26 protein-coding genes, 3 tRNA genes and 1 other annotated feature are annotated in these 23668 nt (G+C 65.4%); of the genes, 19 read left to right on the top strand and 10 right to left on the bottom strand.

Annotation, left to right across the window (positions count from 1 at the left end):
* Positions 1–5: 5 nt before the first annotated feature.
* From ACOYJQ_RS12950 to ACOYJQ_RS12985, 8 genes are all read left to right on the top strand, one after another.
* Complete coding sequence (locus ACOYJQ_RS12950; protein WP_433458966.1) at positions 6–632, top strand: phage distal tail protein, Rcc01695 family; 627 nt, start codon at positions 6–8, stop codon at positions 630–632.
* On the top strand, positions 629–1513 hold the full coding sequence (locus tag ACOYJQ_RS12955) for a DUF2163 domain-containing protein (protein WP_433458967.1): 885 nt from the start codon (positions 629–631) through the stop codon (positions 1511–1513). Before ACOYJQ_RS12950 ends, ACOYJQ_RS12955 begins: the two co-directional genes overlap by 4 nt.
* Entirely contained in the window at positions 1510–2004 is a 495-nt protein-coding gene (locus ACOYJQ_RS12960) for an NlpC/P60 family protein (protein WP_433458969.1), read from the top strand. The genes ACOYJQ_RS12955 and ACOYJQ_RS12960 overlap by 4 nt, the downstream gene beginning before the upstream one ends.
* Positions 2005–2013: 9 nt before the next feature.
* Entirely contained in the window at positions 2014–5979 is a 3966-nt protein-coding gene (locus ACOYJQ_RS12965) for a baseplate multidomain protein megatron (RefSeq protein ID WP_433458970.1), read from the top strand.
* A gap of 10 nt (positions 5980–5989) precedes the next feature.
* Positions 5990–7066: a DUF2793 domain-containing protein gene (locus ACOYJQ_RS12970; protein WP_433458971.1), complete on the top strand. Its 1077-nt coding sequence runs from the start codon at positions 5990–5992 to the stop codon at positions 7064–7066.
* A 19-nt stretch (positions 7067–7085) separates the two neighbouring features.
* Positions 7086–7373: a DUF6127 family protein gene (locus ACOYJQ_RS12975; RefSeq protein WP_433458972.1), complete on the top strand. Its 288-nt coding sequence runs from the start codon at positions 7086–7088 to the stop codon at positions 7371–7373.
* Positions 7374–7446: 73 nt separating this feature from the next.
* Entirely contained in the window at positions 7447–8121 is a 675-nt protein-coding gene (locus tag ACOYJQ_RS12980) for a YcbK family protein (RefSeq protein WP_433458973.1), read from the top strand.
* Positions 8118–8375 (top strand): hypothetical protein, encoded by a 258-nt coding sequence (locus tag ACOYJQ_RS12985; RefSeq protein ID WP_433458974.1) that lies wholly within the window; start codon positions 8118–8120, stop codon positions 8373–8375. Before ACOYJQ_RS12980 ends, ACOYJQ_RS12985 begins: the two co-directional genes overlap by 4 nt.
* 261 nt (positions 8376–8636) lie before the next feature.
* On the opposite strand, the gene ACOYJQ_RS12990 is transcribed toward ACOYJQ_RS12985, so the two are convergent.
* The 3 genes from ACOYJQ_RS12990 to ACOYJQ_RS13000 are packed head-to-tail and all read right to left on the bottom strand — an operon-like array spanning position 8637 to position 11349.
* Positions 8637–8984 (bottom strand): TraR/DksA family transcriptional regulator, encoded by a 348-nt coding sequence (locus tag ACOYJQ_RS12990; RefSeq protein ID WP_010399400.1) that lies wholly within the window; start codon positions 8982–8984, stop codon positions 8637–8639.
* 5 nt (positions 8985–8989) lie between these two features.
* Entirely contained in the window at positions 8990–9844 is an 855-nt protein-coding gene (locus tag ACOYJQ_RS12995) for a universal stress protein (RefSeq protein ID WP_152367106.1), read from the bottom strand.
* Between the two features lie 14 nt (positions 9845–9858).
* A complete protein-coding gene (locus ACOYJQ_RS13000; protein ID WP_010399398.1) occupies positions 9859–11349 on the bottom strand; it encodes a SulP family inorganic anion transporter in 1491 nt (496 codons plus the stop codon).
* A 68-nt stretch (positions 11350–11417) separates the two neighbouring features.
* Positions 11418–11474, bottom strand: a sequence feature (sul1 is cis-regulatory element that is thought to sense ions involved in sulfur or methionine metabolism; They are found in Alphaproteobacteria).
* 189 nt (positions 11475–11663) lie between these two features.
* Between ACOYJQ_RS13000 and ACOYJQ_RS13005 the strand changes: the two genes are divergently transcribed.
* The 4 genes from ACOYJQ_RS13005 to ACOYJQ_RS13020 all read left to right on the top strand — a co-directional run bounded on the left by ACOYJQ_RS13005 (position 11664) and on the right by ACOYJQ_RS13020 (position 14534).
* The gene (locus tag ACOYJQ_RS13005) at positions 11664–11810 is read left to right on the top strand and encodes a hypothetical protein (RefSeq protein WP_433458976.1); all 147 of its coding nucleotides are present in this window, start codon (positions 11664–11666) and stop codon (positions 11808–11810) included.
* Positions 11811–11892: 82 nt separating this feature from the next.
* Positions 11893–12210 (top strand): ArsR/SmtB family transcription factor, encoded by a 318-nt coding sequence (locus ACOYJQ_RS13010; RefSeq protein WP_433458977.1) that lies wholly within the window; start codon positions 11893–11895, stop codon positions 12208–12210.
* Positions 12211–12265: 55 nt separating this feature from the next.
* Complete coding sequence (locus ACOYJQ_RS13015) at positions 12266–13318, top strand: permease (RefSeq protein ID WP_433458978.1); 1053 nt, start codon at positions 12266–12268, stop codon at positions 13316–13318.
* 55 nt (positions 13319–13373) lie between these two features.
* The gene (locus ACOYJQ_RS13020) at positions 13374–14534 is read left to right on the top strand and encodes an MFS transporter (protein WP_010399392.1); all 1161 of its coding nucleotides are present in this window, start codon (positions 13374–13376) and stop codon (positions 14532–14534) included.
* Positions 14535–14570: 36 nt separating this feature from the next.
* Here ACOYJQ_RS13020 and arsH read toward each other — a convergent pair whose 3' ends face one another.
* The 4 genes from arsH to ACOYJQ_RS13040 are packed head-to-tail and all read right to left on the bottom strand — an operon-like array spanning position 14571 to position 17065.
* Positions 14571–15305 (bottom strand): arsenical resistance protein ArsH, encoded by a 735-nt coding sequence (gene arsH, locus ACOYJQ_RS13025; protein ID WP_010399391.1) that lies wholly within the window; start codon positions 15303–15305, stop codon positions 14571–14573.
* On the bottom strand, positions 15298–15729 hold the full coding sequence (arsC, locus tag ACOYJQ_RS13030; protein WP_010399390.1) for an arsenate reductase (glutaredoxin): 432 nt from the start codon (positions 15727–15729) through the stop codon (positions 15298–15300). The genes arsH and arsC overlap by 8 nt, the downstream gene beginning before the upstream one ends.
* On the bottom strand, positions 15726–16745 hold the full coding sequence (gene arsB / locus ACOYJQ_RS13035; protein ID WP_433458979.1) for an ACR3 family arsenite efflux transporter: 1020 nt from the start codon (positions 16743–16745) through the stop codon (positions 15726–15728). Before arsB ends, arsC begins: the two co-directional genes overlap by 4 nt.
* On the bottom strand, positions 16742–17065 hold the full coding sequence (locus ACOYJQ_RS13040) for an ArsR/SmtB family transcription factor (protein ID WP_010399388.1): 324 nt from the start codon (positions 17063–17065) through the stop codon (positions 16742–16744). The genes arsB and ACOYJQ_RS13040 overlap by 4 nt, the downstream gene beginning before the upstream one ends.
* 427 nt (positions 17066–17492) lie before the next feature.
* Between ACOYJQ_RS13040 and ACOYJQ_RS13045 the strand changes: the two genes are divergently transcribed.
* Positions 17493–17954 (top strand): PACE efflux transporter, encoded by a 462-nt coding sequence (locus ACOYJQ_RS13045; protein WP_433458981.1) that lies wholly within the window; start codon positions 17493–17495, stop codon positions 17952–17954.
* Positions 17955–18069: 115 nt separating this feature from the next.
* On the opposite strand, the gene ACOYJQ_RS13050 is transcribed toward ACOYJQ_RS13045, so the two are convergent.
* Both ACOYJQ_RS13050 and ACOYJQ_RS13055 read right to left on the bottom strand, forming a co-directional pair.
* A complete protein-coding gene (locus tag ACOYJQ_RS13050) occupies positions 18070–18732 on the bottom strand; it encodes a MarC family NAAT transporter (protein WP_433458983.1) in 663 nt (220 codons plus the stop codon).
* A gap of 645 nt (positions 18733–19377) precedes the next feature.
* Positions 19378–19462: transfer RNA gene (locus ACOYJQ_RS13055), tRNA-Leu, on the bottom strand.
* 235 nt (positions 19463–19697) lie between these two features.
* On the opposite strand from ACOYJQ_RS13055, the gene ACOYJQ_RS13060 reads away from it, so the two are divergent.
* The 6 genes from ACOYJQ_RS13060 (at position 19698) to ACOYJQ_RS13085 (ending at position 22861) form a co-directional block, all read left to right on the top strand.
* Positions 19698–20408 carry a CoA transferase subunit A gene (locus tag ACOYJQ_RS13060; RefSeq protein ID WP_433458985.1) on the top strand — a complete coding sequence of 237 codons (711 nt, stop codon included), beginning with the start codon at positions 19698–19700 and terminating at the stop codon, positions 20406–20408.
* 11 nt (positions 20409–20419) lie between these two features.
* Positions 20420–21064, top strand: coding sequence for a 3-oxoacid CoA-transferase subunit B (locus tag ACOYJQ_RS13065; RefSeq protein ID WP_433458986.1), 645 nt, complete (start codon positions 20420–20422; stop codon positions 21062–21064).
* A gap of 139 nt (positions 21065–21203) precedes the next feature.
* A tRNA-Pro gene (locus ACOYJQ_RS13070) sits at positions 21204–21280 on the top strand.
* Between the two features lie 231 nt (positions 21281–21511).
* On the top strand, positions 21512–22525 hold the full coding sequence (locus tag ACOYJQ_RS13075; RefSeq protein ID WP_433458987.1) for a DUF4105 domain-containing protein: 1014 nt from the start codon (positions 21512–21514) through the stop codon (positions 22523–22525).
* Complete coding sequence (locus ACOYJQ_RS13080; protein ID WP_433458989.1) at positions 22495–22743, top strand: hypothetical protein; 249 nt, start codon at positions 22495–22497, stop codon at positions 22741–22743. Before ACOYJQ_RS13075 ends, ACOYJQ_RS13080 begins: the two co-directional genes overlap by 31 nt.
* Before the next feature lie 42 nt (positions 22744–22785).
* Positions 22786–22861 (top strand) — tRNA-Phe (locus tag ACOYJQ_RS13085).
* A gap of 92 nt (positions 22862–22953) precedes the next feature.
* On the opposite strand, the gene ACOYJQ_RS13090 is transcribed toward ACOYJQ_RS13085, so the two are convergent.
* Complete coding sequence (locus ACOYJQ_RS13090; RefSeq protein ID WP_433458991.1) at positions 22954–23538, bottom strand: TetR/AcrR family transcriptional regulator; 585 nt, start codon at positions 23536–23538, stop codon at positions 22954–22956.
* Positions 23539–23668 lie beyond the last annotated feature (130 nt).

The raw sequence follows: 23668 nt of genomic DNA on the forward strand, positions 1-23668 counted from the left end.
ACTTGATGGCGTTTCACGAGGTCCGGTTCCCCGACAACATCAGCCGCGGCGCGCGGGGCGGGCCCGAGCGGCGCACGCAGATCGTCGAGCTCGCCTCGGGCGACGAGGAGCGCAACGCCAGCTGGGCGAATTCGCGCCGCCGCTATGATGTGGCCTATGGCATCCGCCGCGCCGACGATCTGGCGGCGGTCGTGGCCTTCTTCGAGGCGCGGAACGGTCGGCTCCACGGCTTCCGCTTCAAGGACTGGGCCGACCACAAGTCCTGTCTTCCCTCGGGCACGTCATCGCCCGCCGACCAGGCCATAGGCACCGGCGACGGCACGACGACCGCCTTTCAGCTGGTCAAGCGATATGCCTCCGGGGAGCAATCCTGGTCGCGCGCCATCGCCAAGCCAGTGGCGGGCACCGTGCGCACCGCTCTCGGCGGGGTCGAGCAGCTGTCCGGCTGGTCAGTCGACACCGCCACCGGCGTCGTGACCTTCAGCGCAGCACCGGGCGCTGGCGTCGCGATCACCGCGGGGTTCGAGTTCGACGTGCCGGTCCGCTTCGACACCGACGCGCTCGACGTAACGCTCGACCTCGAGCGGCTCGGTTCGATCACCTCCATTCCGCTGCTGGAACTGCGACGATGAAGACTCTCGTTCCCGCCCTGCAGGCCCATCTCGACGAGGGCACGACCACGCTCGCCTGGTGCTGGCGGATCAGTCGCGCCGATGGCGTCACCTTCGGTTTCACCGACCATGACCGCACGCTGACCTTCGATGGGACGGATTTCGAGCCGGAAAGCGGGCTGACGGCGTCCGAGGTTCGCTCGGGCTCGGACCTGTCGGTCGATGCGCAGGACGCGGAAGGCGTGCTGACCTCGGACCGCATCACCGAGACCGACATTCTTGACGGCCGCTGGGACAACGCCGAGGTCGAGGTCTGGCGGGTGAACTGGGCGGACACCGGCCAGCGCGTGCTGATGCGGCGCGGCGCCATCGGCCAGATCCGACGCGGGCGGCTCGCCTTTGTAGCTGAGGTCCGCTCGCTCGAGCATGTACTCGGCCAGACGGTCGGGCGGACCTTCCAGGCGACCTGCGACGCCGCGCTCGGCGACGCGCGCTGTGGGGTCGATCTGGAGGATCCGACCTACAAAGCCACCGGTACGGTGATCGACCTTCTACGCGACCGCGCCTTCACCGCATCGGGGCTCGGCGGGTTCGAGGCCAGCTGGTTCACTTTCGGCACGCTGGACTGGACGAGCGGCGCGAACGCGGGGCGGCGCACCGAAGTGCTGGGCCACGACGTGACCGACGGCATCGCGGTGCTGACCCTGCTCGAGGCGCCAGTGCGCGCCATCGCCGAGGGTGACGGCTTCACGATCCGTGCGGGCTGCGACAAACGGATCGAGAGCTGCGGGGCGAAGTTCGCCAACACCGCCAACTTCCGCGGCTTTCCGCACATTCCCGGCCAAGACGCGGTGCTGCGCTATGCCACCAAGGATGGCGGGCACGAGGGCGGCGTGCTGTGACCAACGTCGTTTCCAGCGGAAACGACGGGCGGCAGTGCATCGCATCGCGATGCACGAGAGCCACCGCCGATCCCGCGCGCGTCATCGCCGCCGCACGCTCCTGGCTCGGCACGCCGTACCACGACCAGGCGAGCCTCCGGGGCGTCGGCTGTGACTGCCTCGGACTGGCCCGGGGCGTCTGGCGCGAGGTCGTCGGGCCCGAACCGTTTCCGATCCCGGCATACAGCCGCGATTGGGGCGAGACCGGCCCGCGAGAGGTGCTGGCCGAGGGCGCGCGCGCCATGATGGTCGAGGTGGAACCCGCGGCAGCCGGTCCGGGCGCGCTGGTGCTCTACCGCATGAAGCCCCGCGCCATCGCCAAGCATGTCGGGATCCTAACCGGTCCCGGCTCCTTCCTCCACGCCTATGAGCGGCTCGGCGTGATCGAGGAACCGCTCAACCCATCCTGGCGGCGGCGCGTCGCCTTCGCCTTCTTGTTTCCGCAACGCTGAGACCTCGACATGGCCACCCTCATTCTCGGTGCAGCCGGCGCCGCCATCGGCGGTTCGATCGGCGGGGCGATCCTCGGCGTGAGCGCCGCGACCATCGGCGGCTTCATCGGCTCGAGCATCGGCTCGGTCGTCGACAGCTGGATCATCTCGTCGCTGGCGCCGACCCAGCGCATCGAGGGCGCGCGGCTCGACACGCTGCGCATCACCTCGGCCACCGAGGGCGCGGTGATCCCGCGGCTCTATGGGCGCATGCGCATGGGCGGCAACATCATCTGGGCGACGGATTTCCGCGAGGAGACGAAGACCACAACGCAGGGCGGTGGCAAAGGCGGCGGGGGCGGCAAGGTCAAGACGACTGAGTATCTCTACTACGCCTCTTTCGCCGTGGCGCTCTGCGAAGGGCCGATCACCGGGATCGGCCGCATCTGGGCCGACGGAAAGCCGATGGACCTCTCCGGCGTTACCTGGCGCTGGTATCCTGGCGACGAGGCGCAGACCGCCGATCCGTTCATCGTAGCCAGGATGGGTGCCGCCAGCACGCCCGCCTACCGCGGCACCGCCTATGTCGTCTTCGAGGAACTGGCGCTCTCGACCTACGGCAACCGCCTGCCGCAACTGTCCTTTGAGGTGTTCCGGCCGCTCGCCGATCCTGACACCGCCGAGGGGCTGACCCGCGCCGTCACCATGATCCCGGCCTCCGGCGAGTTCACCTACGCGACGCAGGCCATCCGCAAGACCGATGGCGGCGCGACGGTGCCCGAGAACCTGAACGCGCTGGCCGACTCCACCGACATGGTGGAGTCGCTGGACCGGCTGCAGGCGATGGCCCCGGCGGTCGAGAGCGTCAGCCTCGTCGTGGCGTGGTTCGGCGACGACCTGCGCGCGGGCTCCTGCAAGGTGCGGCCGGGCGTCGAGGTCTCGGCCAAGTCGACCACGCCCGCCAGCTGGTCGGTGAATGGCGTCAGCCGCGCAGGTGCATTTCTCGTCAGCCGCGACGATCAGGATCGCCCCGTCTATGGCGGCACGCCGTCCGACTTCGCGGTGGTGCAGGCGATCCAGGAGATGAAGGCGCGCGGGCTGCGGGTGACCTTCTATCCATTCATCCTGATGGACGTGCCGCCCGGCAACACGCTGCCGAACCCGTATTCCGACAACGCCGCGGAGACCGGCCAGCCTGCGTTCCCCTGGAGGGGCCGGATCACCTGTTCTCCGGCGGCGGGCTACGCCGGGACCGTGGACAAGACCGCCACGGCCGCAAGCCAGGTCGCGGCGCTGTTCGGCGCGGCCACGCCCGCCAGCTTCAGCGTCTTGGGTCAGTCGGTTTCGTGGACCGGCACGCCCGGCGACTGGGGCCTGCGGCGCATGGTGCTGCACTACGCCCATCTCTGTACCGCGGCGGGCGGGGTCGATGCGTTCCTCATCGGCACCGAGATGCCGGGGCTGACGACGATCCGCTCGGGCGCCAGCAGCTATCCGGCGGTGCAGGCCTATCGGGACCTGCTCGCGGATGTCCGCTCGATCCTCGGGTCGGAGACGAAGATTGGCTATGCGGCGGACTGGAGCGAGTATTTCGGGCACCAGCCGGGCGATGGTTCGGGGGACGTGTTCTTCCATCTCGATCCGCTCTGGGCCGATCCGGAGATCGATTTCGTCGGGATCGACAACTACATGCCGCTGTCGGACTGGCGGGGCGGCTTCGAGCATGCCGACGCGGCCGAGGGCTGGCCCGCGATCTACGACCGGGCCTATCTGCAGGCGAACATCGCCGGCGGAGAAGGTTTCGACTGGTTCTATGCCAGCGCCGCCGATCGGTCGGCGCAGGTCCGGACCCCGATCACCGACGGTGCCGCCAGCAAACCCTGGGTCTTCCGCTACAAGGATCTGCGCGCCTGGTGGTCGAACGCCCATTACGACCGTCCGGGCGGAGTGGAAAGCGGGACGCCGACGGCATGGACGCCGCAGTCGAAGCCGATCTGGTTCACCGAGCTCGGCTGTCCCGCCATCGACCGGGGCACCAACCAGCCCAACGTCTTCTTCGACCCGAAGTCGTCGGAGAGCTTCACGCCGCATTTCTCGCGGGGCTGGCGCGATGACGCCATCCAGCGCGCCTATCTCGAGGCGACGTACCTCTGGTGGGGCGAGGCCGCGAACAACCCGCTGTCCTCGGTCTACGGCGGCCGTATGGTGCACGTCCCCGAATGCGCCGCCTGGACCTGGGACGCGCGACCATATCCCTTCTTCCCGGCGCTGACCGACGTCTGGACCGACGGGGCGAACTGGCGCCTCGGCCACTGGCTGACAGGGCGGCTGGGCGCGGTGTCGCTGGCGGCTCTGGTCCGGCATCTCTGTCTGCGCGCCGGGCTACCCGAGGCACGTATCGACGTCACCGGGCTCTGGGGCGCGGTCGAAGGCTACGCCATCACGGCGCTGGAAAGCCCGCGCGCCTCGATCACCACGCTGTCGCGCCACTTCGGCTTCGACGCTGTTGAGACCGAGGGCGTGATCCGCTTCATCATGCGTGGCCGTGCCTCCGTCGCCACCCTCGCGCCCGACGATCTGGTGGCTGCCCGCGAGGGCGACCTGCTGGAACTGACCCGCGGCCAGGAGACCGAACTGCCGCAAGCGCTGAAGTGGCAGGTCGCGCGGGCCGACGAGGATTACGACGCCGCCCTCGTCGAGGCGCGGCGCATCACGGTCGACACGACCCGGATCGCCTCCGAGTCCTTCCCGATGGCGGTGCCGCCCGAGGAGGCCGAACGCCGCTGCCGCCGCGCGCTGATGGAGGCGTGGGTGGGTCGCGAGACGGCGGCGTTCCGTCTGCCGCCCTCGCGCCTCGCGCTCGATCCGGCCGACGCGATCCGGCTCGCGCATGACGGGCGGCTGGTCGATCTGCGGCTCGTCTCCATCGCCGATGCCGAGGCGCGCGGTATCGAGGCGGTGCGCCAGGACCGCGCGACTTACGATCTGCCGCCCGGCGATCCCCGCGCCGCGTCATTGACGCGGGCCGTCGTGTTCGGCGCGCCGGATGCGGTGCTGATGGACCTGCCGCAGCTGACCGAGGACCAGCCCGCACACCGGCCGCTGGTGGCTGCGCATGCGGTTCCCTGGCCCGGCGAGCTGGCGGTGTTCCGCAGCCCCGCGACCGATGGCTTCGAACTGCTGACCACGTTCGGCGGCCGGGCGCGGATGGGGACGCTGGTCTCGGACTTCTACCCGGGGCCGACGTCGCGCTTCGATCTCGGCAATGCGCTGGTGGTCGACTTGCTGACCGGCACGCTGGAAAGCATCACGGACCTCACCCTGTTCGGCGGGGCGAACGCGCTGGCCATCGAGAGCGCGCACGGCACCTGGGAAATCGTGCAGGCGGGCGCGGCCGAGCTGCTCGCGCCCGGCCGCTACCGGCTGACCCGCTTGCTGCGCGGTCAGCGCGGCACCGAGGGCGCCATGGGCAATCCGGCGCCCGCAGGCGCGCGGGTCGTGGTGCTGGACACTGCGCTGGCGTCCCTGCCGATCGCTGAGGCCGATCTTGGAATCCCGTGGAACTGGCGCATCGGCCCGGCGAGCCGCCCGGTCAGCGACGAGACCTATGTGGGGCAGACCTTCACGTCCGCGGGCGTGGGGCTGCGGCCGTTCTCGGTCGCGCATGTTGAGCAGCCTTGGCATCGCCCCCGCACCCCCGGCGATCTGACGATCCGCTGGACACGCCGGTCCCGCGCACTGGCTTCGGACAGCTGGGGCGGGCTTGAGGTGCCGCTGGCCGAGGAACTGGAAGCCTACGAGGTCGAGATTCTTGATGGCGTGACCGTGAAGCGGGTGCTGAGCACGGCCACCACCAGCGCGGTCTACACCGCCGACCAGCAGACCCCCGACTGGGGCGGGCCGCTCGGGCCCGGCGACACGCTAGACATCCGCATCTACCAGCTCTCCGCCCTCGTGGGACGGGGCGCGCAGAAAACCGTCACGCTGATACTCTGAAGGCCATCCCATGTCCGACGCCACGACCCATCTCCTGCTGCCCTACATCCTGGCGGCGCAGGCCCAGAAGCATGTCACCCACAACGAGGCGCTGCGGATCCTCGACGGGCTCGTCCAGCTCTCGGTTCTCGACCGAGACCTGACCGCGCCGCCCGGTTCGCCCGCCGATGGCGACCGCTACATCGTCGCCTCCGGCGCGACCGGCGACTGGGCGGGCTGGGACCTGAACGTGGCGCTCTGGACCGACGGCGCGTGGCTGCGTCTGCCGCCGCGGAGCGGGTGGCGGGCATGGGTCGAGGACGAGGGCCTGCTGCTGGTCTATGACGGCGCGGACTGGGTCGGCACCACGCCCACGGCGCTGCAGAACATGGCGCTGCTAGGGTTGGGCACGACGGCAGATGCGTCGAACCCGTTCTCGGCCAAGCTGAACGCGGCACTCTGGACCGCGAAGACCGTCGCCGAGGGTGGCACCGGCGATCTGTTCTACACCATGAACAAGGAGGCCGCTGGCGACGATCTCGGCCTGACGCTGCAGACCGGCTTCGTCACCAAGGCGCTGGTGGGTCTCTTCGGCTCCGACCGCTTCCGTCTCGCGGTTTCGGCCGACGGCAGTACCTTCTTCGACGGGCTCAGCGTCGACAACGCCACCGGCATCGTCGACCAGCCCCGGCTGCCGCGTTTCAAGGCATACACGAACTACGACAACTACGTGGGCGTCGGGACCTGGACGAAGATCGGCCTCAACAACACCGACTATAACGATCAGGGAGCCTTTGACGCCGCGAACAACCACTTCGTGGCCCCCTTGGACGGCACCTACCTCTTCGGCGCGACGCTCCTCTACAAGGTGAACTCCAGCACGACGGCGCGCATGCGCGGGCGGCTCGTGCTGAACGGCACGACGGAAGTCCGCGGCTCCTTCGGCGAGATCTCCGCCACCCATGTCTCGCTCGCCACCGCGATCTGGCTGCAGACCATGGTGCCGCTCACTGCGGGAGATACCGTCGAGCTGCAGGGGTATTTCCGGGTCGCGGATGGCTACTTCGCGGCAGACCACACGGCCTTCTGGGGCTGCAAGGTCGGCTGAGCGGCGGAAGGAAGATCCGATGACACCACCCCGATCCGAGGGCTTCGTGCGCATGCCCGACGCCGAGTTCGAGGCGATCCTGACCCGGGCGGCCGAGGAAGGCGCGAAGCGCGCACTGGCCGATGTCGGCCTCGACGGCGACGAGGCCGCGCTCGACATCCGCGATCTGCGCTCCCTCGTGGACTGCATCCGGCTGGTGCGGCGCACCGCGATGCAGACGGCCGTCCGCATGATCACCACCGGCGTCATGCTGGCGCTGCTAGCGGGCATAGCCATCAAGCTGAAGATCTTCGGCGGCGGCCTTTAGCCGCTCAACACCCCAAACCAGCAGCTCACCCACACCCGCCCTCGAGGCGGGTTTTTCGTTTTGGAGGACCACCATGAGCACGACCTTCCACCTACATTGGCGCGACGTTCCGGAAAGCGCGTGGCGCTGGCCCAACTTCAGCCCGGCCGAGATCGCCTGCCGCGGGACCGGCAAGCTGCTCGTCAATGAGCCCGCGCTCGACAGGCTGCAGGCGCTGCGCGACCGGTTGGGCAAACCGCTGATCGTGCGTTCCGCCTATCGCAGCCCCGAGCACAACCGCGCCGTGGGCGGCGCCACCCGGTCGAAGCACCTCGACGGCGCCGCCTTCGACATCGCCATGGCGAACCACGACCCCGTGGCCTTCGAGGCGGCGGCGCGAGAGGTCGGGTTCCTCGGCTTCGGCTTCTATCCGCGCTCAGGTTTCATGCATGTCGATCTTGGACCGGCACGACAGTGGGGCGAGCGGTTCCCGGTACGGGCGACCGCATTTGCAGCAGAGACTCCGCCCGTGCGGGAGGTGCTGGCCGACAGCCGTACGATGAAGGGCGGCGGGGCGGCGGGTGTCGCGACGCTCGGCACGGCCGGGGTGGAAGTCGCCCAGCAGGTGCTGGCGGAGACGCAAAGCGCCGTCCTGCCGCTGGTCCCGTATCTCGATACGCTCCGCTGGGTGTTCATCGCGGTGGCACTCGGTGGCATCGCGGTCACCATCTATGCCCGCCTCGACGACTGGCGCCGGGGGCGGCGGTGATCGCCGCGCTTCTGACCGGGTTAGCCGCTAGCCCGTGGACGTGGGCGGCGCTGCGCTACGGCGCCATCGCGCTCGCCGTGCTCCTGTTCCTGTTGGCGCTGCGCCGCTCCGGAGAGCGAGCGGGACGCCTCGCCGAACGCCTTAAGACCACGGAGAAGGCCAATGATGTCCAACGCCAGATGCTGGAAGCGGCAGCTCGCCGCCCTCGCGACCGCGACGAGCTTGCTGAGCGGCTGCGCGACGGTCGGTTCTGAACCTGGCGGCTTGTCTGCATGTCCGCCGGCCGTGGAGTACAGTCGCGGTCTCCAGGCGCGTGCGGCCGACGAGCTCTTGCTGCTGCCTGAACGCTCGGTGCTGGCGGAGATGATGAGCGACTATGTCGTACTGCGCGACCAGGTGCGGGCGTGTGACCTGCCGTAAGGCCTGGCGCGACCGGTCGGAACAGCCGAAGCCAGGTCTGTCTGGCTCTCGACAGAGCACGGCGTGCATTCGCGGCAGCCGCGTCGCTTACCTCGTCAGCCTGCGCAGTCTCGACACCGCATCACGGTAGGCTCAAGTTCGAGCCGACGCATGCCGATAAACTCGCCGCAGTCGTGGCACCAACCGAACTCCCCCGCATCAATTCGACGGATGGCTGCCTCGAGAGCCCAGACGCGTCCAAGTCGCCGTGTTTCCTGAGCTGCCGCCATGGCCTGTTGCTGCATCGCGTCCATGCGGCTGAGCCGACCAACGCTTTGCTGATCTAGCTCGACAGGTCTGCGGTCCGCCGCCGTCTGAGCGGACGCGGACCGCAAGGCATCCAGTTCGTCGCGGAGCCGCGGCAGAAACGCTGTCTTCAGCTCCTCCGGAGTGGGGTCCGTCATTGCGCTCACCGCAAGAGCAGGACAGGAACCTTGCAGGACCGCATCATCTCGGTCGTGGTGGAGCCGATCACGAGGCTTCGGATGCGGCTGTGGCCGTAGGCACCCATCACAAGCATGCCGAAACCATCCTTCTCGACCATCTTGCCCAGTTCCTCGTCCGGTTGCCCGGCCACGATGCGCGTCTGCGCCTCGATCCCGGCAGCGGCAAGCAAGGCCTTGGCGTCTGCAAGGCCCTTTGTGACCTCCGGCGTCTCGTTTCCGACGGTCACGACGGTGACAGGCAGGTCCGCGAAGAAGGAACTGCGCGAGATGTGATCGACCGCCTTCATCGCCGAGCGCCCTCCGTCATAGGCGACGAGCACGGACTCGATCGGCTTGAAGGCACGCGCGGCGACGAAGACGGGTCGATGCGCCGCGCGCACGATGCGTTCCAGGTTCGAGCCAAGGTGTCCCTTCGCGAAATCCGCCGCCTCGCCGCGCTTGCCGATGACGATTACTCGCGCTTCGCCCTCGATCTCGCCGATGGCTTCGACGATGTCACCGTGGCGCAGTCGGGTGGTGATCTCGGTCACGCCATCCCGGTCCACGATGGCGCGAGCATCCTCGAGGATCGCGCGACCCCGATGGCCGACGAGCTTTGCGCGTTGCGCGTCGATCTCGGCCAGTTCCTCCATCAGCTTCGTCCGCGCGCCCAGCCGGATCGCACCGGACAGGTCCGACTTTTCCGGGGCCTCGCGTCGCCCCAGCACATGGATCAGCTCGACCGGTGCGGCCGTCCGCTGCGCAATCCAGGCGACGTGGTGGCAGACGCTCTCGGAATAGATGGAGCCGTCCACGAGGGCGATGATCTTGTCTGTCATGGGTCTTTCCTCCCTCAATGGTTCATCAGCTTGTCCATGGCGCCGGGCTTGTCATGGATGGCAAGCCGGTCGACCAGGGTCTCGGTCGCCGCGTTCATGCCCACGACCTCGACCTCGGCGCCGTCGCGACGGAATTTCAGGATCGCCATGTCGAGCGCCTGAACCGAGGAGATATCCCAGATATGCGCACGGCTCACGTCGATCACGACGCGTTCGGGGGCCTCCTTGAAGTCGAAGGCATCCATGAAATCCTCGACGGAGCCGTAGAACAGCTGGCCCTCGACGCGGTAGGTTCGCACGCGCCCATCCGCGCTTATGTCCGAGGTCACGCGGAACAGCTGCGCGATCTTTCCGGCGAAGAAGACGCCCGACAGCAGTACGCCCACCAGCACCCCGATGGCGAGGTTGTGGGTGTAGACCACGGTGACAACGGTCGCGATCATGACGATGGACGACGATTTCGGATGCACCCGAAGCGCCTTGATCGACGACCAGGAGAATGTCCCGATCGACACCATGATCATGATCGCGACCAGCGCGGGCATCGGGATGATGCTGACCAGGTCGCCGAGCCCGACGACCATGATCAGCAGGAAGACGCCGGCAGCGGCGGCAGACAGGCGCCCGCGCCCGCCTGATTTCACGTTGATGATAGACTGCCCGATCATCGCGCAGCCCGCCATCCCGCCTATGAAGCCGGTGGCGGTGTTCGCCAGCCCCTGACCGATGCATTCCTGGTTCCGGTTTGACTTCGTGTCGGTCAGGTCATCGACGATGTTCTGTGTCATCAGGCTTTCGAGCAGGCCCACGACGGCCACTGCCACCGAATAGGGCAGAATGATCGTCAGCGTCTCGAGGTTGAGCGGGATCTGCGGGATCAGGAAGACCGGCAGCGTGTCGGGCAGCGCGCCCATGTCGCCCACCGTCCGCACGTCGAGCCCGAGCGCGACGGACAGCCCCGTGAGCACGACGATGGTCACGAGCGGCGAGGGAATGGCCGTGGTCAGAAGCGGAAAGAGGTAGATGATGGCGAGCCCCGCGGCCACGAGCGCGTAGGTGATCCACGTCACGTCCCGCGGGTCGAGTTCCGGCAGCTGGGCCATGAAGATCAGGATCGCGAGCGCGTTGACGAAGCCGGTCATCACCGATTTCGACACCCAGCGCATGACGAAGCCGAGTTTCAGGACGCCGGCGCCGATCTGGATCAGTCCGGCCAGCACCGTCGCGGCCAGCAGGTATTGCAGTCCGTGGTCGCGCACCAGCGTGACCATCAGGACCGCCGTGGCGGCGGTCGCAGCGGAAATCATGCCGGGCCGCCCGCCGGTGATGGCGGTGATGACAGCGATCGAGAAGGAGGCGTAGAGCCCGACCTTGGGATCGACCCCCGCGATGATGGAAAAGGCGATTGCCTCGGGAATGAGGGCCAGTGCCACGACGAGCCCGGCGAGCAGGTCGCCGCGTATGTTGCCCAGCCACTGGGCGCGGTAGACGTCGAGTGAGATCATGTAAATGTTGTCCGATACCGGTCCTGCGGCTTGCGCGAGATCGGCGTGCAAGTGCACCGTTTTCTTGTGGTTGTCCGGCGGATCGGCGGCCGGAAGAGCCACCCGGAATCGCTTCCAGGTCCAGGTTCGCTACACTGCCGCATAAGGGTTGCAGCGGAAAATGGCAATAAGCAAGGCTGTTTGGCAGGCCGCAGCCAACGCCCTGGCGATGGCCAGCAGTGTTTACTGCTCATGCGCGCGTGGGGGGTGACGGAGGTTGATATGGATCAAGGCGCATTATCTGGCCGCTATCGACCACCCGCACGGCGCTCGCGGTGCATGTGGTCAGCGGAGCGCAGGACACCGATGCGGTGCTGCACGACCTTGCCGAGGGGTTGGAGCGCGGGTTCGGGATCGCGCACAGCACGATTCAGGTCGAGCGCGAGCCCTGCGGCGCCAGCTGCCTGCGGGCCCACGCGTAACGCAGGGCATCCCTTCCGGGCGCGGCTCCAGGCCGTCCAGAAGAATCATTTACAAAACTAGGAGTGTAGTTATTTTGGCGTGATGACCACGACCAGTCCCAACGCCCGCGCCCTTGCCGCCCTTGGCCATGATGCCCGCCTTTCGATCTTTCGCTTGCTGGTGAAGGCCGGGGACGACGGGCTGCGGGTCAGCGATATCGGCGAGCACCTCGGACTCGCCCCGTCGACCTTGGCGCATCACCTCTCGACGCTGGTCGATGCGGGGCTGGTGCTGCAGGACAAAAAGGGCCGCGAGGTGTTCAACCGGGTCGATTTTCCCGCCATGCACCGTGTTGTAGGCTTCCTGACCTCAGAATGCTGCGCCGGTGTTGCGGTCCGCTCTTCAGAGGATGCGGCGTGAGATGCGCGTGCTCTTTTTCTTGCCCTGAAACAACTGCAATTCCGGAGATTTGGTGATGACTGACACGACCCTCCCGACACCCGGCCTCCGGTCCGCTCTGCGCCACCTGTGGCAGGACCAGCGGGTCTGGCTCGCCTCGGCGCTGATCCTTGGCGCGCTGGCGGTGTTCGACACGCCCCAGGCCGCCGATTCTGCGCTCTTCGCGGGCACCGCGCTCTTGAACACGGCGCCGTTCCTGATCCTATCGATCGCCATCGCCGCGTGGGCCAATGCGACGGGGGCCGACAACCTGATCGCCAAGGCCTTCACCGGCGCGCCGATCCTGATGATCGGGCTGGGCGCGCTGGCGGGGGGCGTCTCGCCCTTCTGCTCCTGTGGGGTGATCCCGCTGATCGCGGCGCTGCTGGCGATGGGCGTGCCGCTCTCGGCGGTGATGGCCTTCTGGCTGGCCTCGCCGATCATGGACCCGTCGATGTTCGCGTTGACGGCGGGCGTGCTCGACCTCGAGTTCGCGGTGGCCAAGACGCTCGCCGCCATCGGGCTGGGCGTGTTCGGCGGGACGGTGGTACACCTGATGATGAAGGGCGGCGCCTTCGCCGACCCGCTGCGCGACGGGATCGGGAACGGCGGCTGCGGCGGCGCGAAGATCCGCGCGCCCAAGCCCGTGGTGTGGCGCTTCTGGACCGATGCGGACCGCCGGGCGAAGTTCGGCAAGACGGCGCTGACCACGACGCTGTTCCTCGCCAAGTGGCTGACGCTGGCATTCATCCTCGAGAGCCTGATGCTTGCGTGGATCCCGGCGGAAACCGTCACCGCCGCGCTCGGAGGCGAGGGGTTGTTGCCGATCGTGACCGCGACGCTGGTGGGCGTGCCGGCCTATCTGAACGGATACGCTGCACTGCCGCTCGTCAGCGGGCTGATCGAGCAGGGCATGGCGCCGGGGGCGGGAATGGCCTTTCTCGTCGCGGGTGGCGTCACCTCGATCCCGGCGGCCATGGCGGTCTGGGCGCTGGCGCGGCCACAGGTCTTTGCGGTGTATATCGGCCTGTCCCTGATTGGCGCCTTCGCATCGGGGCTGCTGTTCCAGCTCTGGACGCAGGTGGCATGAACGCCAGCGGCGGGGCGCATTGCCTCGCCGCTCCCTTCCTGATCGAAGCCCCATCATGATCCCAAGACTGTCACCGGCGCGGCGCGCACCTGTCGTCGCCGCGCTCGGCTCTTCCCTCACCGTCAGCTGGGCCTCCAGCTACTACATCCCGGCCGTTCTGGCCGTACCCATGGCCGAAGACCTCGGCCTTTCGCCGGTCTGGGTGTTCGGCGCGTTCTCCATGGCCATGGTGGTTTCGGCCATGGTCGGACCCTGGGCCGGGGCGCGGATCGACGGCTTTGGCGGGCGCGGCGTCCTGATGCTGTCGAACCTGGTCTTCGCGGCGGGCCTCGGGCTGCTCGCCGTGGCTCCCTCGCCCCTCGTCCTCTTCGCGGGCTGGGCTGTCATCGGGCTCGGTATGGGGATCGGGCTTTACGAGGCGGGGTTCGCGACGCTGGCAGGGATCTACGGCAAGGACGCGCGCGGGCCGATCACCGGGATCACCCTCATCGCCGGGTTTGCGAGCACCGTCGGCTGGCCACTTTCTGGGGTGATGCTCGCGACGTGGGGCTGGCGGGAAGCCTGCCTTGGATGGGCACTGATCCACCTGGTCGTGGCATTGCCGCTGAACGCGTGGCTGCCGAAGGGAACCAGGACGGTAGCCGCAGAGGCGACGCCGATCGAAGAGGGGCCGCCGCCGTCCCGCCTTGCGCTCTGGCTGCTGGCCTTCGTCTTCGCCGCGACCTGGTTCAACTCGACCGCCATGGCCGCGCACCTGCCCGGCCTTTTGCAAGCCGCCGGGGCAAGCACTGCGGTTGCCATCGCGGCGGGCGCGCTCATCGGCCCGGCGCAGGTCGCGGCACGGGTGCTGGAGTTCGGCCTGCTGCGCCGGTTCCATCCGCTTGTCTCGACACGCTTTGCTGCTGCGGCGCATCCCGTGGCCGCCGTGGCGTTGGTGAGTTTCGGGGGGCCCGCCGCCTATGCCTTCGCCCTTCTGCACGGGGCGGGGAACGGCATCCTGACAATCGCGAAGGGCACACTGCCCCTCGCGCTCTTCGGACCGGCGGGATACGGGCGGCGGATCGGCTGGCTCAATGCTCCTGCCCGAATCCTTCAGGCTGCGGCGCCCCTCATCTTCGGCGCCGCGCTGACGGCTTGGGGCCTCTCGGCGATCTGGCTGACAGCAGCGATCGGCATCGCCTCGTTCATCGCTCTGCTAGCACTCAGGCGGACATGAGGCGGCGCGGACGGGCCTCGCGAACCCGCCGCGCGCTCAGGTTGCGGCGGAGAGGTTCACCCGCTTTATGAGCGCGGCCGCTGTTTCCTTGCGCTCCGAGTAGCGGTCCACGAGATACGCCTTCCGTTCGCGCGTGAGCAGCGTGAACTTCACCAGTTCCTCCATAACATCCACGATCCGGTCGTAGAGCGGCGACGGGCGCATCCGTCCCGTCTCGTCGAACTCCTGGAACGCCTTGGGGATGGAGGACTGGTTGGGGATGGTCAGCATCCGCATCCAGCGCCCGAGAACCCGCATCTGGTTGACCGCGTTGAAGCTCTGCGAGCCGCCCGACACCTGCATCACCGCCAGCGTCTTGCCCTGCGTCGGTCGCACGGCGCCCTCGGACAGGGGAATCCAGTCGATCTGCGTCTTCATCAGGCCGGTCATGGCGCCGTGCCGCTCCGGCGAGGACCAGACCATGCCTTCGCACCAGGCTACCAGATCGCGCAGCTCGCGCACCTTCGGGTGGCTGGCATCCACGCCGTCATCGACCAGCGGCAGGCCTGAGGGGTTGAAGAACCGGACCTCCGCCCCGAATGCAGTGAGAATGCGCCCGGCCTCCTCGGCCGACAGTCGGCTGAACGAGCGCGCCCGGAGCGAGCCGTAGAGGATCAGGATGCGGGGCGGATGCGTGCTGATGGCAGGGGACAGCAGCCGGTCGTGGTCGATTGCGGCGAAATTCGTCTCGTCGAGCTGTGGTGTGGTCAGATCGGTCAGGGTGTCAGACAATCCGGTTTCCCTCGGCGTCTATGATCAATTGGCCGTCCTCCTTGGCGAAAGGACCCGGAGGGAGCTTGTCGAGCAGGTCGAAGACAGTCTCGGACGGGCGGCAAAGCCTGACGCCCTTCGGCGTGCAGACGATCGGGCGGTTCACGAGGATCGGGTGGCGCGTCATGGCGTCCAGCAATGCCTCGTCCGAGACGTCCGGCGCGGTGAGCCCCATCTCCTCGGCAGGTGAGCGGGCAATGCGCAGCGCCTCGCGCGCGGTGATCCCGGCGGCTGCGAACAGCGCCAGAAGCTGCGGGCGCGTCCAGCCCTCCTTCAGGTACTCGATGACGGTCGGCTCGTACCCGGCCGCCTGGATGAACCCGAGCACGTTGCGGGAGGTGCCGCAGTCGGGATTGTGGTGGATGACGACCGGGAATGTGCTCACGCGGGGAACCTCTCGCGTGTCCGGTTGGCGAAGGCGACGAGGCTGAGCATAACCGGCACCTCGACCAGCACGCCCACCACTGTGGCCAGAGCCGCCCCGGAGTTCAGCCCGAACAGCCCGATCGCCACGGCGACCGCGAGTTCGAAGAAGTTCGACGTGCCGATCAGCGCGCAGGGCGCGGCGACCCGGTGTGGCACGGCCCAAAGATATGCCCATCCATACCCGAGCGCGAAGATGCCGTAGGACTGGATGATGATCGGGACCGCGATCAGCGCGATCAGCAGCGGTTGCGCGAGGATCACCGGCCCCTGAAACCCGAAAAGCAGCACGACGGTGATCAGGAGACCCACGACCGAGGCCGGTTTGATCCGTGCCGTGAACGCCGTCACCGCGGCCTCGCCGCCTTTCGCGATCAGCGCCCGGCGCGTCAGGAGACCCGCAATCAGGGGAATGACGATGTAGAGTACGACCGACAGGATCAGCGTCTCCCACGGGACGCTGATGTCGGTCACGCCCAGAAGGAAGGCCACGATGGGGGCGAAGGCGACCACCATGATCAGGTCGTTCACGGAGACCTGGACCAGCGTGTAGTTGGGATCGCCCTTCGTCAGCTGCGACCAGACGAAAACCATCGCGGTGCAGGGCGCGGCGCCGAGCAGGATCAGGCCCGCGATGTATTCCGGTGCGCGCTCAGGATCGATCAGCCCGGCAAAGACATGGTTGAAGAACAGGACCGCAAGCGCCGCCATCGTGAAGGGCTTGATCAACCAGTTGATCGCCAGCGTGATGACGAGACCCTTCGGGCGTTGCCCCACCGCCTTGAGCGATCCGAGATCCACCGCGATCATCATCGGATAGACCATCGCCCAGATCAGGACGGCGACGACGAGGTTGACCGAGGCGACCTCCAGCGCGGCCAGCGCGCCGAAGAGACCCGGCACGAGGCTGCCGAGGACGAGCCCGGCCAGGATGCAGAGGGTGACCCAGAGGGTCAGCCAGCGTTCAAACAGGCTCATGAAAGTTCCTTCTCGTCGGGCATGCAGCAGACCGCGGCGGACGGCGCGGTCAGCGTGCCGATGAATTCTGCCAGCGGCTCGAGCGCGGCGGGGTTCAACGCGTAGCAAGTACGCGGGCCAGATATCTCGCCGGTGATGACCCCGGCGGCCTTCAGGATGCGCAGATGCTCGGACACCGTGGATTGTGCGAGGCCGACAGCCTCCACGATGTCGCCGCCGATGCAGCCGGGCGTGGCCAGCAGCAGCCGGAGGATGCGCAGCCGTGCCGGATGCGCAAGCGCCTTGGCCCGGTCAGCGATCTCGGTGTCAGAATCCTGCATGAGCAATCCCCATGGTCGCCAATCGTCGATAGACGATAAATGTGGTGCACACAATGGTGTTCGCTGCAGAGCAACCATCGTGCCCAAACGGGCGAAGCGAACTCTCGTGATCGTTTTAAATCAATCAGTTAAGGTGGAGAAGGTTGGATATCAGGCCCATCCCCTCCGCCATTTCCACTTAAAATCGCTGATAAATTTGCTTCGGAAACCGATCGGTCTGCGGACTGTTCGTATCAAATCAGGAGTGAGTCGCAGCTCGAAAACGCGGTCGGCTCGGGTAGGCTCGATTGAACTTCGAGCCAATCTCGACTAATTTGCGAGAATAGGCGGAAACTGTGGCCTATCGAAATTCCTTCGCCGCTTAAGACATGTCCGGGGCGGACCGGCGCAGCGAATTGGGAGCCATCGAAGGCTCCGGGAGCCACGGATGTTCATCCTTGAACCGCGCCTGCGGCGCGCCATCTATGTAATTGTCTTCGAGATTATGGCTATTGCGCTTTCGACCATTCTGTTGATGGTGCTTAGCGGGAGCAACGCGGGCAATTCGTTGCCTGCTGCCGTAGTCGTATCGGTGATCGCAATCATTTGGAACTATATATTCAATACGATGTTTGAGGCATATGAACGCCGGCTTCGGATTGTTAAAAGAACCTTGAAGATTCGTTCCGTTCATGCTGTCGGGTTTGAGCTTGGGCTTTTTATTTTTACGATCCCGCTTTACATGGTATGGTATCATGTCGGATTTGCGGAAGCCTTCATGATGGAAGTATCAATACTGGTTTTCTTTCTTTTTTATACTTTCGTATTCACTTTGGTTTTCGATGCAATATTCCCATTGCCTCAACATCCCACTCATCATAAATCCGGCAAGGCTATAGTTGCCGATTAGAGCATTTCGGCGTTTCATTGATTCGACGCGCCTGCCTTGTCGGCGAACATGAGCACGGGGAACGCTGCGTCGACTTCCCGAACGATCTGGTCGTCGCGCGAGGCGATACAAGGTGCTACAGCGTGGCGAACTCCGTATGGAATTCCTTTATGCCGGATGCGAGGAACTGGACCGCCACGCAGGTGAGAAGAAATCCCATAATCTTCGTTACGGCCTGAATGCCATGCTCGCCAAGGGCCTTCCCGATAAGGCGGGCGGACGCCAGGGCGAGATAAGCGATGCATGTCGTGATCGCGATACCGGCCAGCACAATTGCATATCCGGCAACCTGTTGGTTCTCCGGGATTTGCGACCCGAAGCCCATGACGACGGCGATCGATCCCGGCCCTGAGAGGCTGGGCATGGCCAAGGGGGAAAACGAATAATCGATATTGGCCCGCTTGATGTCGGCAGGGGCCGCGTCAACGCTGGAAGCTGTGTCTTCACCTGAAAAGATCATTCTCAACGCCAGTATCATTATGATTATGCCACCGGCAATGCGGATGCCGGGCATCGAGATGCCGAAGACGGCAATGATGCCGTTACCGAGCAGCAGGAATGTTGCCAGTATGGAGAATGCATAAATACATGCTTTCCTGGCCTGTCTTCTTTTGTGAGCTTCCGGCATGCCCCCGGTCAGTGAAAGGTATATGGGTATTGTGACCAATGGATTCATAATTGGTAAAAGGCCGACGACCACCAACAGAATGTATCTTGCCGCATCAATAATATCTGACATTTGATGTTCCCGCCTGCGCCTGGATGTCGTCTCCCTCGTGACGGCCTGTCTACCACAGTTCGCCGGAGAGATGCGCACTCCAGCGACCGACATCCGCCAAAGCGGCTCCTGATCGATGGGAACATGTCATCAGACAGCGCGTTTCTTCCTGACGCAGCACGCCCGCAGGGCTTGCCAAGGAGGGAACAATGAAGACGCATCGCGTTCTCGCCGCGTCCGTTGCCATCGCCGCCGGAGTGCTTCTTTCAGGTTGCGTTTCGGGATACGGGCCTCGGTACGATGATGACTATCCCGGCGCAGATGGGCAATCCATGTACTCGTCGCGGCATGGTCATTGGGAACGGCAGCCCTACTTCGACCCATATGTCCGACCCGCACCTGTATATTGGGAGCGCCGCGTCTATCGTTCCAGGCCGGTGTACGGCGTGCCGCCCGGCTACTACAGGGGCTACGGGCCTCGCAGATGGTGATGCGGAACCGGCGCCGGTCCACCGCAAGGCGGTCGAGGCGATCGCTCGTTCGGCATTGGCTCAGGCCATGGCATTCCGCCGCATCCGGGCGCATGGCGTCAGGCGGGCCAGAAGATGGACCTGTCGATCGCCAATCCGGTTTCACCAGTAATTTCAAGGTAGCTATCAAGAAAAGTGGTGCGGGTGGTCGGAATCGAACCGACACTCCTTTCGGAACCGGATTTTGAGTCCGGCGCGTCTACCAGTTCCACCACACCCGCACAAATTCCACGCGTTTCAGGACAGCGGCACGATCCCCGAATCCAACATACGCGAGAGCATGACGTTTGCCATATGGGGGCGGCATAAGTCCAGCCCTCACAGCGATGTTTTTCGTGTAAAAGTATTGTCGTTCGGGTGAAACCGGCCTGATCCGTGAAGCCTTGCGGTCCTGCTCCCTCCTTGCAATTATGGCCGCGCGGGCGGACAGTGCGTCCGTTCGAGGGAGAAATGCTCATGGCAGTCAACAAGGTTTATCCTGATGCGGGCGCGGCGCTGGAAGGCGTGGTGCGCGACGGCATCACCATCATGGCCGGGGGCTTCGGCCTGTGCGGCATCCCGGAAAAGCTGATCGACGCGCTTGTGGACAGCGGCGTCAAGGATCTCACCATCATTTCCAACAATTGCGGCATCGATGGCGCCGGTCTGGGCAAGTTGCTGGAGCGTGGGCAGATACGCAAGATGATTTCATCCTATGTCGGTGAAAACAAGCTTTTTGCGGAGCAATACCTGTCCGGCGCGCTGGAACTTGAGTTCAATCCGCAAGGCACGCTGGCCGAGCGCATCCGCGCCGGCGGCGCGGGTATCCCGGCCTTCTTCACCAAGACCGGTGTCGGCACGCTGGTGGCGGAAGGCAAGGAACTGCGCGAATTCGATGGCGAGACCTATGTCATGGAACGCGCGCTCAAGGCCGATCTCGCTATCGTCAAGGCCCAGAAGGGCGATACCGAGGGCAACCTCGTCTTCAACAAGACCGCCCGCAACTTCAACCCGGAGATGGCGACGGCGGCCGCCGTTACCGTCGTCGAGGTGGAGGAACTCGTGGAGGTCGGCGGCATCGATCCCGACGCCGTGCATACGCCCGGCATTTTCGTGTCGCGGATCATTCATGGCATCAATTATGAAAAGCGCATCGAACGGGTGACGACCCGCCCGCGCGCGGCCTGAGGGAGGCAGACATGGCCTGGACACGCGAACAGATGGCGGAACGAGCCGCCAGGGAACTGGGTGACGGCTTCTACGTCAATCTCGGCATCGGCATTCCGACGCTCGTCGCCAACTACATCCCCGAAGGCATCACCGTGACGCTGCAAAGTGAGAACGGCATGCTGGGCATGGGGCCTTTCCCCTATGAAGGCGAGGAGGATCCCGATCTCATCAATGCCGGCAAGCAGACGATCACCGCCCTGCCCCAGTCCAGCTTCTTCAGCTCCGCCGCGAGCTTCGCGATGATCCGCGGCGGGCATATCGATCTGTCGATTCTGGGCGCGATGCAGGTGTCGCACAAGGGCGATCTCGCCAACTGGATGATTCCCGGCAAGATGGTGAAGGGCATGGGCGGGGCGATGGACCTCGTCGCGGGCGTCAAGCGGGTCGTCGTCGTCATGGAGCACACCGCCAAGGGCGAGCCGAAGATTCTCGAGGAATGCGATCTGCCACTCACCGGCAAGGGGGTGGTGGACCTCATCATCACCGATCTCGCCGTTTTCGATGTCGGCCCCGAGGGGCTGACGCTCATCGAACTCGCCGACGGCGTGACGCTCGATGAAGTGAAGGCCGGCACCGCGGCGCCGTTCAGGATCGCGGACAGCCTCGCGGCATAGGATATCCACAGGCGAGACGCTTGATCAGCAGCGTTTCGCCTGCATTCCGCGATTTATCGGCGATGGTGCTTGCGGACAGGAAAACACGGCGCTATAAGGCGTTCCTGTCCTGCTTGCCCTTGGGCGGCGGAAGAAGTGTCGGAGCGTAGCGCAGTCTGGTAGCGCACCTCGTTCGGGACGAGGGGGTCGGAGGTTCGAATCCTCTCGCTCCGACCAACACAACCGCAAATCAGTAGCAATATTGCAGGAAGCATGATGTCCTCTGCGGATGTTGTCGCCTGCTCTCCCCTTGATCGCCTTGCGCACGATGACCCGCGCTCCGCCGCGTGGAATCTGTTGACAATCCTTCGCGTCTGAACGACCCAAAACCGGACAGAAAACCGCTGTCCGGGAAATCGGTGGCGCGCAATCCGGGCGCATGCAAGCCAGAGGGCGGATGTAGCAACCATGACGGCACGCACGATTGTCTTTCTGGCGCGGATATCCGCTGCTCTCGCCGGTGTAATGGTGGTTGTGCTCAGTCTCTACGGCGCACTGGCGATTCATTACTGGATCTCGTGGCCCGACCGCGTGCGCGAGACAGGCGCATGGGCGTTTCCGGTCGTCGTTCTGTGCTTGTGGTTCGTTCCCGGAAAATGGCTGTGGCCGCGACGCGGCGTCGCGCTGGCGCTCGTTGGCGCTCTTTTTGCCGCCTACGTCGCCAAGGAGCCGATCGAGCGGGACTGGATCGATCTGCAAAGCAAACAGGCTTCCGTCATTATCGACGGCGATCAGGTGACGATCGTCAATTTCAGGGATGCGATTCATCGTCCGGGAGAGCCTTCCGAGGTGCGCTGGACAACGGAAAGCTTCGATCTCTCGCAACTCGAAGGCGCGGACCTGATCATCCAGCCCTTCGGCGGCGTGAAGGCCCTTGCCCACGTCATGCTGTCGTTCGGTTTCTCGGATGGCCGCCACGTGGCGGTGTCGATCGAGGCGCGGCGGGTCAAGGGCGGTCGCTTCGATGCGCTCGCCGGCCTTTTCCGTCACGACCAGATCTACCCGGAAATCGGCGCCGAGCGGGATCTTTTCTGGCAACGGCTTGCCAGAACTCCGCCGGATGAGCTGCAAATTTATCCCATCCTCCGGGGGCGTGACGCCGTGCGGGCGTATTTCGAGCGGATTCTCGCCTTCGTCAACGAGGTGCACGAGCGTCCGCGTTTTTACTCGACCCTGCGCGAAAGCTGCATGACCACGCTGATGAACCTCGCTCCGGGGAACTTCATGCCGGTTCCGTGGTATGACATCAGGCGATGGGTGCCCGGCTATTCGCTGAGCCTGTTCCAGCAACTGGGGCTGGTGGACGGCACCGTGCCTGCGCAGGATCTGCGCGCGATGCGCAGGTTGCGCGACGATGTTTCGCCTCCGTGGCAGTTTCCTTCGGACGCGGCATGGAGCGCTTATCTGAGAAGCGGCTTCTGAACGATGTGCCGCGCATTCGCCTGACGGCGTTCCGCTTCGAGAAGAACCTGTCTTGCGCGGACGGTGTGGCGCTCTGGAACAAGCGTCGGGTCCCGATCGACGAAACGCCGGAGGCCGGCAAATTCCCGGCCGACGGACCGGACGGATTTTCTGCCTGTGGACAAAGCGGCAAATTCCGCTTCCATCGCGCTGGACATCGCAATCCTATGTCTCTATAAGAACCAGATCGCGGCGGCAGACACGACCTGCAAACGCCGTGAGCCCAGATAGCTCAGTTGGTAGAGCATGCGACTGAAAATCGCAGTGTCGCTGGTTCGATTCCGGCTCTGGGCACCATCTGATCTTCCTCCCGGATTTTTCGCGTGATAGATGCCCGCCCCTTACAGGGAGCCGGGCCCTTGGTCCTGCTGCGGGCGTGTCGTGGCTTGTCATGACAGAAGATTCGGCATGATCCGGCGGATTTCGGCTTTCAGCGTTTCCGCCGGAAGGCGGCCGAGACGGTCCGCCATCCCCAGCGAGACGATACCGTGTATTGCCGCGTAAAGCGTGCGCGCGCGCAGGAATGCCTCGTCATCCGGCAGATTCGGGTGCAGCGTTCGCAACTTGCCCGCGATACGGCGAAACAGCCGGAAATGATCTTCCCGATGCCATTCCGGCAGCGGCTGCGGCATCCGGTGCTCGAACAGCGCGGACCAGACATGATAGTTGCCGGCCGCGAAATCCATGTAGGCACCGGCCATGGCGCAGAGTTGGCCCGCGATGTCTCCGCCCTGATCGTGCCGCTCGACATCGTCCAGAGCGGCGGCGAGCCTTGCCAGGGTGCGGGCGTTGACATGCAGCGCGAGGCCATCCAGATCGGCGAAATGGGTGTAGATCGTGCCGACCGAACATCCTGATGCCCTGGCGACGTCACGGATGTTCAGGTGCCCTATGCCCTTCTCGGCGACGATACGTTCGGCGGCGTCGAGAATGTCGTTTCGCCTGCGCTCGTTCGCCTCTTCCCGGACACCCATGAATCGCACTCCTGTCCAAAAAAGTGAACAATGTTCATAAATGTGCTTGAACATCGTTCGGAAATAGATATCCTGATTTCCGAACGATGTTCAATCTGTTTCTGCGGAGCATCTGCCCGCGGATGGCTCT

Origin of the sequence: Pseudochelatococcus sp., from assembly GCF_050946405.1 — a bacterium.
Classification (GTDB): Bacteria; Pseudomonadota; Alphaproteobacteria; order Rhizobiales; family Beijerinckiaceae; genus Pseudochelatococcus.